The sequence below is a fragment of the Cycloclasticus sp. genome, assembly GCF_019090545.1.
GTDB lineage: Bacteria > Pseudomonadota > Gammaproteobacteria > Methylococcales > Cycloclasticaceae > Cycloclasticus > Cycloclasticus pugetii.
In genome coordinates, this window is the sequence record NZ_JAHRVT010000048.1 from 1 (window position 1) to 11,874 (window position 11,874).

General features: G+C 40.7%; 10 protein-coding genes and 2 tRNA genes. 1 reads left to right on the forward strand and 11 read right to left on the reverse strand.

The window, feature by feature from the left end; translation table 11 throughout:
• Positions 1-834: 834 nt before the first annotated feature.
• From KUG63_RS10905 to uvrB, 11 genes are all read right to left on the reverse strand, one after another.
• Positions 835-911 (reverse strand) — tRNA-Pro (locus KUG63_RS10905).
• 12 nt (positions 912-923) lie between these two features.
• Entirely contained in the window at positions 924-1,277 is a 354-nt protein-coding gene (locus tag KUG63_RS10910; protein ID WP_015005589.1) for a MerR family transcriptional regulator, read from the reverse strand.
• Positions 1,258-1,557: an integration host factor subunit alpha gene (locus KUG63_RS10915; RefSeq protein ID WP_015005588.1), complete on the reverse strand. Its 300-nt coding sequence runs from the start codon at positions 1,555-1,557 to the stop codon at positions 1,258-1,260. The genes KUG63_RS10910 and KUG63_RS10915 overlap by 20 nt, the downstream gene beginning before the upstream one ends.
• Positions 1,558-1,561: 4 nt before the next feature.
• Positions 1,562-3,940 carry a phenylalanine--tRNA ligase subunit beta gene (gene pheT, locus KUG63_RS10920; protein WP_287555341.1) on the reverse strand — a complete coding sequence of 793 codons (2,379 nt, stop codon included), beginning with the start codon at positions 3,938-3,940 and terminating at the stop codon, positions 1,562-1,564.
• 20 nt (positions 3,941-3,960) lie between these two features.
• Positions 3,961-4,980: a phenylalanine--tRNA ligase subunit alpha gene (pheS, locus tag KUG63_RS10925; RefSeq protein ID WP_015005586.1), complete on the reverse strand. Its 1,020-nt coding sequence runs from the start codon at positions 4,978-4,980 to the stop codon at positions 3,961-3,963.
• Positions 4,981-5,113: 133 nt separating this feature from the next.
• Entirely contained in the window at positions 5,114-5,467 is a 354-nt protein-coding gene (gene rplT, locus KUG63_RS10930; protein ID WP_015005585.1) for a 50S ribosomal protein L20, read from the reverse strand.
• Positions 5,468-5,491: 24 nt separating this feature from the next.
• Positions 5,492-5,689, reverse strand: coding sequence for a 50S ribosomal protein L35 (rpmI, locus tag KUG63_RS10935; RefSeq protein ID WP_015005584.1), 198 nt, complete (start codon positions 5,687-5,689; stop codon positions 5,492-5,494).
• A 12-nt stretch (positions 5,690-5,701) separates the two neighbouring features.
• Positions 5,702-6,229 (reverse strand): translation initiation factor IF-3, encoded by a 528-nt coding sequence (gene infC / locus KUG63_RS10940; RefSeq protein WP_223253239.1) that lies wholly within the window; start codon positions 6,227-6,229, stop codon positions 5,702-5,704.
• 75 nt (positions 6,230-6,304) lie between these two features.
• Positions 6,305-8,224, reverse strand: coding sequence for a threonine--tRNA ligase (thrS, locus tag KUG63_RS10945; RefSeq protein WP_016389610.1), 1,920 nt, complete (start codon positions 8,222-8,224; stop codon positions 6,305-6,307).
• A gap of 44 nt (positions 8,225-8,268) precedes the next feature.
• A tRNA-Val gene (locus tag KUG63_RS10950) sits at positions 8,269-8,345 on the reverse strand.
• 82 nt (positions 8,346-8,427) lie between these two features.
• Positions 8,428-10,428 (reverse strand): excinuclease ABC subunit UvrB, encoded by a 2,001-nt coding sequence (uvrB, locus tag KUG63_RS10955; protein ID WP_277642232.1) that lies wholly within the window; start codon positions 10,426-10,428, stop codon positions 8,428-8,430.
• A gap of 126 nt (positions 10,429-10,554) precedes the next feature.
• On the opposite strand from uvrB, the gene KUG63_RS10960 reads away from it, so the two are divergent.
• Entirely contained in the window at positions 10,555-11,745 is a 1,191-nt protein-coding gene (locus KUG63_RS10960; protein ID WP_287555344.1) for a pyridoxal phosphate-dependent aminotransferase, read from the forward strand.
• Positions 11,746-11,874 lie beyond the last annotated feature (129 nt).

An 11,874-nucleotide genomic window follows, 5' to 3' on the forward strand; every position in this document is an offset into this window, starting at 1 on the left:
AAACCAATTCCCGATGTTGAACCGGTTATTATCGCTGCTTTTCCTTTCAAATCCATTTATCTACCCTACTGTTGTTTAGTGAACAGTCTCTATTGCCTAAGACCCACCCCTTTTTAATCAAAAAAGACAATAAATCTAATAACATTGTGACACAACACAGTTCAAGTCCTGTATAAAATTTATTACGCTACAACTAACCTATCCTCCTGCCTCTGTGGTGGGAATACTATTAATGGCCCTTGCAAATAGACTACCTGATATTCTTAATAAAGGCTTTCCTAGCCAAAAAGCCCAATAACGTAACTACAGAGGAATAAAGAACCACTTAGAGCACCAGTCTTAATAACTAGCATCTTATAGCCATAATTATTTGAATTTGTTAAGCACCAACTAAAATGGTCTAACCACGATTCATGCTTAACTAAAAATCAGACCTACAATCGTAGATAACCTATTTAGCAGTTGATATTAAAAAGAATTTGGCTGTATCAAAAAACTTAAGCACATGATAAGACACTTCAACTACAACCCGCTTCCTCATTTGTACCGACAATTAGTTAACTAGATAAGCTAACACTGCTGCAGTGTCTATAAATTGCTTACATCGTTTGCAATACATTGCTTAACGGGCTTTGCACACCCTCTGCCTCTTACGCTAAGAAACATGCTGATAATAAAAGCTTCAACGTTGGAACTGGAAAAGTTAATTACCTTAGTGGCTTTGCTAGTGCTGTTGCAAAAGTGACTTATTCTAGTGAAACTAGTGAAAGGTTAGACAATCTTGTAATATCGAAAAATAGCCGAGCTATAACTAATTGAATAATAAAGGAAATTTGGTCGGGGCGAGAGGATTTGAACCTCCGACCACCAGTACCCCATACTGGTGCGCTACCAGGCTGCGCTACGCCCCGATGGAATTAAAATTACTTGAGTATGTCTAAAATTTCTTCTAATTCAGCTTTTATTTGCTGAATTTCTATTTTTGTCTGTGAGGTGTCTTTTTGTGAACTTTCACCTGAAAGGTGTGAACGAGCGCCACCAATAGTGTAACCATCCTCATAAAGCAGCCCACGAATTTGCCTTATCAGCACAACATCTTTACGTTGATAATAACGACGATTACCACGGCGTTTTACCGGCTCAAGTTGTGAGAACTCTTGCTCCCAATACCTTAGTACATGGGGTTTTACAGCACATAACTCACTCACTTCACCAATAGTGAAATAACGTTTCGCCGGTATCGCCGGCAACTCATTGTTATGACTGGGTTCCAGCATATGCTTCTACTCTGTCTTTAAGTTTTTGACCTGCTCTAAGAGTAACCACCCTTCTTGCAGAAATAGATACATCTTCGCCTGTTTTTGGATTTCGTCCAGGTCGAGCCTCTTTGTCTTTAAGTTCAAAATTTCCAAATCCTGAAATTTTAACTTGCTCACCTTTTTCTAACGATTCCTTTATTGCTTCAAACATTTGCTCAACGATCTCTTTAGCTTCTCGTTTATTGAGACCTAACTCGTCAAATAATTGCTCTGTTAAATCAGCTTTCGTTAATGACATTTTTTTATTCCCTTAGCTGAGCATTAAATAAATTATTAAGATTAGCGAGCAATTCATTAATGAGTTCCTCAACATCTTGCTCAACTAGTGTCTTAGATTTATCCTGTAAAATCAAGCCCAAAGCAACACTTTTTCTACCAGTTTCTACTCCCTTGCCTTGGTAAATATCAAACACAATAACCTCATTAACAAGCGTGTATTGCTTAGTAATATAGCCGACCATTTCATTTACGTGGAACTTTTCATCCACAATGAGTGCTAGGTCACGTCTTACCGCTGGATATTTTGACACTGCTTGAAATTCTGGTATCTGTTTTGTCTGAATCAGAGATTGTTTTAGTTCTACTAAATACACTGGTTTCTTAATATTAAACTCACCTTCCAAAGCTGGGTGTAATAAACCAATATAACCAACATGCTCCCCTGAATTATTAATCAGCTCTGCTGTTTGTCCTGGGTGTAAAGCTTCGTGTTTAGCCGGTTTAAACTGGTAGTCTGACAAACTGCCATTCAACGATAAAATAGCTTCTATATCGTGTTTAACATCATAAAAATCAATGCTTCTAGATGACTCACCCCACTGTTCTGGCTGAGCGAGTCCTGTCGCTAATATAGACAACATTTGCTCTTGCACTAGCTGCCCATCTTTAACCGTGAATTTTAAGCCTGTTTCAAAAAAACGTATTGTTTCTTCATTACGTTTAATGTTTGCATCCATTGCTTTTAATAAGCCAGCCCATAAGGTTGTACGCATAACAGACAAATCAGCCGATATTGGATTCTGTAATCGGTACACATCATTCTGAGGGGTCAACAGCTTGAGCGACGAGTCATCTGTAAAACTGTATGTAACCGCTTCTTGATAGCCTAAATCAACCAGTAAGTCTTTAATCCTGTCTAGGGGCTGCAACTGCTCTTCAATGGCTGTTAAAGTACCCGAAACGGTTAATTCATTTTGTGGCAGATTATCGTAGCCATATAAGCGTGCCACCTCTTCTATCAAGTCTGCTTCAATTGCAATATCAAATCGATAACTTGGTGCTGTAACGAACCACTCACTTGCCGTCTTATTAACAATCATTCCCAAGCTATCAAAATATGCTTCGACTGTATTTTCATCAAGTTCTATACCCAGCACACGCTGCACTCTTTGAAACCTAAAAGGCACTGCTTTATTAACTGGAAGCGTTTTGGTTGACGATGCGTCCGTTAAGGGCCCTACTTGCCCGCCAGCAATATCGGTCAACAATTCAATCGCTCGATCTAATGCACGGTAACAAAGCTCTGGGTCTACACCACGCTCAAACCGGTGTGATGAATCTGTATGTAAGCCAAACTTTCTAGATTTACCCGCAATTGACAGAGGACTAAAAAATGCACATTCTAAGAATATATCTGTTGTCTCGTCATTAACTGCTGACGCTTCACCACCCATCACACCAGCAAAAGCCAAGGCTTTATGTTGGTCTGCAATAACCAGCACACTCTCATCTAACTCAACTTGTTGTTCGTTTAATAGCGTTAGAGATTCCTTTTCTCTCGCATGTCTAACAACAATGTCACCATCGATTTTAGCTAAATCAAATGCGTGAAGCGGCTGCCCTAATTCCAATAGAACATAATTTGTCACATCCACTAACGGACCTAAACTACGCTGACCACATCGACGCAATTTTTCCTGCATCCAGATAGGCGTTTGTGCTGAACGATCTAAGCCTTTAATCACACGACCTAGGTAACGAGGGCAATCTATAATAGCCTCAACGTTTACATTTTTATGGTCGTTTATTGAAGTTTCTATTTTTGGTGCTGGTTTGTTTTTGACAGGCTGTTTAGCAAAACAAGAAATTTCACGCGCAACACCTTCTACGCTTAAGCAATCGGCACGATTTGGCGTTAAATCTACTTCGATAATCGTGTCGTCAAGTTGTAAATAGTCCCGAATATCAGTTCCAATCGGCGCATCACTTGGTAGCTCCATCAACCCATCAGCTGAATCAGCGAGGCCAAGCTCTTCTTCGGAACATAACATGCCATTAGAAGGCTCACCACGTAACTTTGATGGTTTGATTTTGAAATTACCGGGTAAGACGGCACCAACAGTTGCCACAGGAATCCGTAACGAAGTTCTAACATTACTCGCACCACAAACAATATCTAAAGGCTCTTCTTGCCCAATAGAGACTTTACAAAGGCGTAATTTATCCGCATTTGGGTGTGCTTGAACTGATAATACTTCACCTACTAACACGCCGGTAAACTCAGCCGCAGCCGCTTCTACAGAGTCTACTTCTAAGCCAGCCATTGTTAATTTTTCTGTCAATTCATTCGTTGGAATTGAATAATCAACAAACTCTTTAAGCCATGCTTCATTTACTAACATTTATGAGTCCTTATTTAAGCTTAATTAAACTGTTTTAAGAATTTAAGATCATTTTCAAAAAATAACCGTAAGTCATTGATTTTATATCGAAGCATGGTCAGCCTTTCTACACCCATACCAAAAGCAAAGCCGGTAAATTGGTCTGCATCAATGTTGATATGACGAAATACTTCTGGGTGAATCATTCCACAGCCCAATACCTCTAACCAACCGGTATGCCCGCATACACGACAACCTTCACCTTCACACATCACACATTCAATATCTACTTCAGCAGAGGGTTCTGTAAATGGAAAATAGGAGGGTCTAAACCTTACTTTGACATCTTTTTCAAAAAAGGCCTTTAGAAACGCACTAATAACACCTTTTAAGTCGGCAAAGTTAATATCTTTATCTACAACAAAGCCTTCAACCTGGTGGAACATGGGTGTGTGCGTAATATCTGAATCACAACGATAAACACGACCCGGCGCTATCACTTTAAGTGGCGGTTGTTGATTTTCCATCACTCTAATTTGAACGGGTGATGTATGTGTTCTTAATAAGGTATGCTCATCAAAATAAAAAGTATCGTGCATGGCTCGTGCAGGATGATGAGAAGGAATATTCAATGCCTCAAAATTATGAAAATCATCTTCCACTTCAGGTCCGGTTGCTACGTCAAAACCAACACGATTAAAAATTTGTTCAATACGGCGCATCGTTCTTGTCACAGGGTGAACACCACCCACTGATTGGCCACGGCCAGGTAAGGTCACATCAATAGTTTCTTCTATTAAGCGCTTTGCTAATAATTCATTTTCAAGTTGTACCTTACGCTGTTCTAAGTGCGCTTGAAATTCTTGTTTAGCTTGGTTGATAACGGCACCAACCTTGGGCCTTTCTTCAGCAGATAGCTTGCCCAGCGTTTTCATTTGGCGCGTAAATACACCTTTTTTACCTAGGTAAGTAACTCGAATTTCTTCAACAACTGAAAGAGATGACGCATCAGCTAATTCTTTTTGCGCTTGCTTAACAATGTTTTCTAATGAATTTTCCACGTTGTTATCTTTTTATTTAATCCAAATAAATAAGGGAAAGGCCTCTAGACCTTTCCCTCACGACTCACTATCAGCTTGTAGTCAATACAGTATAAAAAATATGTGGGTAATGTTAATTACCCAAAAGCTGTTTCTACAGGTTAGATTTTGCAGTCGCTACTAATTGCGAAAACGCATCTTTATCAAACACTGCTAGATCAGCTAATACTTTTCTATCCAAACCGATGGATGCTTTTTTAAGGCCATTCATAAAACGGCTGTATGACAAACCACAGCTACGGGCACCAGCATTAATACGTGCAATCCATAAAGCACGGAATTGACGTTTTCTTTGACGACGATCTCGGTAGGCATATTGACCCGCTTTAATCACCGCTTGTTTAGCAACACGATAAATACGGCTACGTGCCCCATAGTATCCTTTTGCTTGTTTTAATACTTTTTTGTGTCTTGCTCTAGCAACAACACCGCGTTTTACTCTTGGCATTTCTTATCCTCGAAAATCTTAAAATTAACTATACGGCAACATACGAGTCACGCTTTTCATATCTGAAGCGTGAATCAATGATGCTTTACGTAGTTGACGTTTACGTTTAGTGGTTTTTTTGGTCAAAATGTGACGCAAGTGAGCTTGCTTACATTTAAAAGCGCCCGTACCCGTTTTCTTAAAACGTTTGGATGCTCCGCTATTTGACTTCATCTTTGGCATTACAATACTCCGTTAATTAATTTTTTTCGGCGCCATAACCATTACCATTTGGCGGCCTTCAAACTTTGGCCGCTGTTCGACCAAGGCTAATTCTTCTAAATCTTTTTCTACGCGATTTAACAACTCCATACCTAACTCTCTATGGGCCATTTCTCTACCGCGAAATCTTACTGTGATTTTGGTTTTATCACCGTTCTCTAAAAATGAACGCAGATTACGTAATTTTACGTTGTAATCACCAATATCGGTTCCAGGTCTAAACTTAATCTCTTTAACCTGAACATTTTTTTGTTTCTTTTTCGATGCCTGCAATTTCTTGCTAGCCTCGAATTTAAACTTACCATAGTCCATTATTTTACAGACAGGTGGTTTAGCTGTTGGAGAAACTTCAACCAAATCTAAATCGACTTCAGCAGCCAAGCTCATCGCTTGTTCTAGTGTAACAACACCTACTTTCTCACCCTCATGATCGATGAGTCTTACACTTGGTATTGTAATCTCTTCGTTTACTCTTACTCTTTTTGTTGCGATCTTAACAATCTCCGAAAATTTTTAACGCTAAATTAAGCCATTTCTAATATTAGCAACGTACGCTAATGCACCTTGTGCAAAAACTTAAGACTCTAATGCATTTCGTTCAGTAACATTTTTGGTTACTAACGAAATAAAGTCCTCAGGATTGAAATGACCCAGGTTTTTTCCACTTAACGAACGCACTGCCAACTCGTTATTTTCTACTTCTTTGTCACCGATAACGATGAGATACGGAATGCGTTTTAAAGTATGCTCGCGAATTTTAAAGCCGATCTTCTCATTTCTCAAGTCTAATTTGACTCTGATGCCTTGTTTTTGAAGGATTTTTGCAATTGAGGTCGCATATTCGTCATTTTTATCCGTAATTGACATTAAAACGACTTGGGTCGGTGCCAACCACACAGGAAATTTACCCGCATATTCTTCTATTAAAATGCCAATAAAACGTTCCAAAGAACCCAAAATCGCTCTGTGCAACATAACCGGCGATTGTCTTGAACCATCCTCTGCAATAAATTGCGCATCTAAACGACCCGGCATTGAAAAATCCACTTGGATGGTACCACATTGCCAAACACGATCTAAGCAGTCTTTCAGTGAGAACTCAATTTTAGGCCCATAGAAGGCACCCTCACCCGGTTGTAATTCCCAGTCTAAGCCTTTTGCATTTAAGGCCTCTTCCAAAGCTTTTTCAGACTTATCCCAAACCTCATCAGAGCCTACTCGTTTTTCAGGTCGTGTAGATAACTTGATAAGAATGTCGGTAAAACCAAAATCCGCATACACTTCAAACAACAGGTCAATAAAATCAGACACTTCTGATTGAACTTGATCTTCCGTACAGAAGATATGCGCATCATCTTGAATAAAGTTACGCAAACGCATCAGTCCATGTAAGGTACCTGATGGCTCATTACGATGACACGAACCAAACTCGGCCATTCTTAAGGGCAAGTCACGGTAGCTTTTTAAGCCTTGGTTATATATTTGCACATGACATGGGCAATTCATTGGTTTAACAGCATACTCGTGGTTATCCGAGTCTACGGTAAACATATCATCACGGAATTTTTCCCAGTGACCTGATTTTTCCCACAATGACTTATCCACTAATTGCGGTGTACGTACCTCTACGTAATTATTGTCTTGTAGTTTAGAACGAATATATTGCTCAATTGTTCTATAAACACTTAAGCCTGCATCGTGCCAAAAAATCATCCCTGGTGCTTCTTCTTGAATATGAAACAAATCCAGTGATTTAGAAATCTTACGATGATCACGCTTTTCAGCTTCTTCTATTCTATGCAGGTACTTTTTCAGCGCCTTTTTATCGCCCCAAGCCGTGCCATATACACGCTGAAGCATTTCATTATTAGAATCACCACGCCAATACGCACCAGCCAGTTTAGTTAGTTTAAACGCTTTTAAACTACCAGTATTTGGCACATGCGGCCCTCTACATAAATCAGTGAAATCACCTTGTTTATAAAGTGACAACACTTCATCTTGCGGAATGCTTTCAATAATTTGTGCTTTGTATTCCTCGTTTTTGTCTCTAAAAAACGTTACTGCATCATCACGAGACAGCTCAAAACGCTCAACCGGTATAGATTGCTCTGCCAGTTCAGACATTTTCTTTTCAATTTTTTCAAGGTCATCTGGGGTAAACGAACGCTCAAATGCAAAATCATAGAAAAAACCATTATCAATAACCGGGCCTATGGTGACTTGAGCCGATGGAAACAGTTGCTTAACTGCTTGTGCTAATAAATGTGCGGTTGAATGGCGAATAACTTCAAGACCGTCTTCATCTCTTGCGGTCACAATCGCTAGCGTTGAGTCTTGCTCTATTAAATAAGAACCATCAACTAATACATCATTCACCTTCCCTGCTAAGGTTGCTTTTGCCAAGCCTGCGCCAATATCAGCGGCCACGTCCAGCACGCTAACTGCTTGTGAAAATTCGCGCTGACTTCCATCCGGTAATGTAATAACTGGCACGTTAGAACCTTTGTGTTTTGATGTTTGAATTTGGTGTTAAAAATTGGTAGGCACGAGTGGATTCGAACCACCGACCTCATCCATGTCAAGGATGCGCTCTAACCAACTGAGCTACGCGCCTGCAAGCCAATTTTCTTAAGACCGCGCATTGTACTGAATGTTGCCTCGTTAGTGAAGCTATCAGTTTATTTAATTTGCCAATGCTAGCTATTCAAAACCATCTGATTTTGTAACTCATTCACCTTATCCCGTACTTTAGCGGCTTCTTCAAACTCTAAATCTCGTGAATGTTGATACATTTTCGCTTCTAATTCTTTTATTTTTTTAGCCATTTGAGCTGGTGATAAAGCTTGATATTTTGCCGCTTCATCAGCTACTTTTTTCATTGTACTTCGCTGAGATCGGGCCGTCCCTTCCATGATATCGGTGACCTTTTTAATGATTCCGGTTGGGCTAATTCCGTGCTTTTCATTGAACGCCTGCTGAGTTTCCCTACGGCGACTGGTCTCATCCATCGCCCGTTGCATTGACCGTGTTATTTTATCGGCATATAAAATACTCTTTCCTTTTACATTCCTTGCCGCACGCCCTATTGTTTGAATCATAGACACCTCAGATCGCAAAAACCCCTCTTTGTCTGCATCTAAAATAGCTACTAAGGACACTTCTGGAATATCCAAGCCTTCACGTAATAAGTTAATACCAATTAACACATCAAATATACCCAAACGAAGATCACGAATAATTTCTACCCGTTCAACCGTTTCAATATCAGAGTGCAGATAGCGAACCTTTACCCCGTGCTCCATTAAGTAATCGGTTAAATCTTCAGACATTCGTTTGGTTAGCGTTGTAACCAACACACGCTCTTCAACTGCCACTCGTTTTTTAATTTCTGACAACAGGTCATCCACTTGTGTTGTGGCCGGCCTTACTTCAATAATCGGGTCAAGTAAGCCTGTTGGCCTAACAACTTGCTCCACCACCGCCCCCGAGCGCTCGATTTCATACTTAGCAGGTGTCGCTGAAATATAAATCGTTTGAGGCGCTTTCGCTTCAAACTCTTCAAAGCGCATCGGCCGATTATCTAACGCAGATGGCAAACGGAAGCCATATTCAACCAACGTTTCTTTTCTTGAACGATCACCTTTATACATCGCCCCTACTTGCGGCACCGTCACATGTGACTCATCAATAAAGAGCAAGGCATTATCTGGCAAATAATCAAATAACGTGGGCGGCGCCTCATTAGGCTTTCTACCGGATAGATAACGTGAGTAATTTTCAATCCCTGAGCAATAGCCAATTTCACGCATCATTTCCAAATCAAACTTTGTACGTTCTTCTAACCGTTGCGCCTCAACCAGTTTATTTAACGAACGTAACTGTTCTAAGCGAATTGCCAATTCAGATTTTATTTTCTCTATCGCTTCTAAAATGGTTTCGCGCGGGGTTACATAATGAGAAATAGGGAAAATTGTGTAACGCGGTATCCGTTGGATAATTTCACCGGTTAATGGATCAAACAACGACAAACGCTCAATTTCATCATCAAACAATTCCACACGTAGCGCATCTTGGTCTGACTCGGCAGGAAATATATCAATCACATCCCCTCTTACTCGATACGTTGCACGAAGCAATTCAACATCATTACGCTTGTATTGCATGTCTGTTAACTGACGAATAATCTCGCGCTGACTCACCCGCTCACCACGAGATAAATGCAAAATCATACTAAAATATAGTTCCGGATCACCTAAGCCATATATACAAGAAACACTCGCAACAATCACCGCATCCTTGCGTTCCATCAGTGCTTTAGTCGCAGACAAGCGCATTTGCTGAATGTGCTCATTTAATGATGCATCTTTATCTATAAAGGTATCTGATGCCGGCATATAGGCTTCTGGCTGATAGTAATCGTAATACGACACAAAATATTCAACCGCATTATCGGGTAAAAACTCTTTAAGCTCGCCATACAACTGCGCGGCCAGCGTTTTATTATGCACCAACACCAAAGCAGGCCGTTGTAGCTCTGCGATGGTATGCACCATCGTAAAAGTTTTACCTGAGCCTGTTACCCCTAATAAGGTTTGATTCGCTTCGCCATGATTAACTCCCTCAACCAGCGCTTTAATCGCCTTTGGTTGATCGCCTGCTGGTTTAAAAGATGAGTGAATTTCGAATTTTTTATTCATAGGGATTATCTGGGAACGCAGCATCTAGTAGAATACTGTCTTTAGGGGACCAAATACTTAATTTTATTCTAAAAAAGCTGTCAACACCCCATTTAAGCTGAATTTTATTCATAGAGGCTATAACAAATGAGCATTAAACTGTCACAACGCGTACAACGCATAAAACCTTCTCCAACACTTGCTGTAACAGCAAGAGCGGCTTCCTTACGCGCAGCCGGACAAGACATCATCGGCCTAGGCGCAGGCGAGCCTGACTTTGATACACCAGAGCATATCAAACAAGCCGCTAAAGACGCTATTAATGCAGGTAAAACCAAATACACAGCCGTTGATGGCACGGTTGAACTTAAAGATGCCATTATCAATAAATTAAAACGCGACAATGGTCTTGATTATCAAGCCGACCAAATTCTTGTCTCATGCGGTGGTAAACAAAGCTTTTTCAACTTAGCTCAAGCCTTATTAGACGATGGCGATGAAGTTATTATTCCTGCACCGTATTGGGTGTCGTACCCTGATATGAGTTTATTGGCAGGTGGCGTACCGGTCATCGTTCAAGCAGGCCAAGATCAAGCTTTTAAAATTACCCCTGAACAGCTTGAGGCTGCCATCACCAAAAAAACCAAACTCGTTGTGATCAACAGCCCATCAAACCCAAGTGGTAAAGCCTATACCAATGACGAATTAGCAGCACTGGGCGATGTGTTGGTCAAACACCCACATATCCTCATCGCGACCGACGATATGTACGAACACATCCTTTGGACTGACGAGCCTTTCAGCAACATCGTTATGGCGTGCCCAGCACTATACGACCAAACTATTGTGCTTAATGGTGTATCAAAAGCCTACTCCATGACTGGTTGGCGCATTGGTTACGCAGCAGGCCCTAGCGAGCTGATCAAAGCGATGAAGAAGATTCAGTCGCAAAGCACATCAAACCCAACATCTATCTCACAATACGCTGCGCAAGCCGCACTAGAAGGAGATCAATCTTGCATCGGTGAAATGCTCGTCGCCTTTAAAGAACGCCACGATTATGTTGTAGAACAACTGAACCAAATAAATGGCGTCAGCTGCATCTCATCTGACGGAACGTTTTACTGCTTCCCTGATTTCAACGCCATACTGAATCGCATGGACAGCATCGACAACGATGTAGACTTAGCTGAATATATTCTTGAAAAGGCAGGCGTCGCGCTTGTTCCCGGTTCAGCTTTTGGGCTTAATGGTCACATGCGTATATCCATTGCAACCAGCATGGATAACCTAGTAAACGCCATGGATCGAATAGCAAAGTTACTAAACGACAATTAAATGTGTTTTAAAGCTTATTAGCTATTGACCAAAACAGCCGCGTTTCGTAAGATACGCGACCTGAACAATTCCTCTGTAGCTCAGTTGGTAGAGCAAATGACTGTTAATCATTGGGTCACTGGTTCGAGT

Coding starts and splice junctions, on each gene's coding strand:
- KUG63_RS10910 (WP_015005589.1), bottom strand. CDS start 1,277: ATGCTGGAACCCAGTCATAACAATGAGTTGCCGGCGATACCGGCGAAA.
- KUG63_RS10915 (WP_015005588.1), bottom strand. CDS start 1,557: ATGTCATTAACGAAAGCTGATTTAACAGAGCAATTATTTGACGAGTTA.
- pheT (WP_287555341.1), bottom strand. CDS start 3,940: ATGTTAGTAAATGAAGCATGGCTTAAAGAGTTTGTTGATTATTCAATT.
- rplT (WP_015005585.1), bottom strand. CDS start 5,467: ATGCCAAGAGTAAAACGCGGTGTTGTTGCTAGAGCAAGACACAAAAAA.
- rpmI (WP_015005584.1), bottom strand. CDS start 5,689: ATGCCAAAGATGAAGTCAAATAGCGGAGCATCCAAACGTTTTAAGAAA.
- uvrB (WP_277642232.1), bottom strand. CDS start 10,428: ATGAATAAAAAATTCGAAATTCACTCATCTTTTAAACCAGCAGGCGAT.
- KUG63_RS10960 (WP_287555344.1), top strand. CDS start 10,555: ATGAGCATTAAACTGTCACAACGCGTACAACGCATAAAACCTTCTCCA.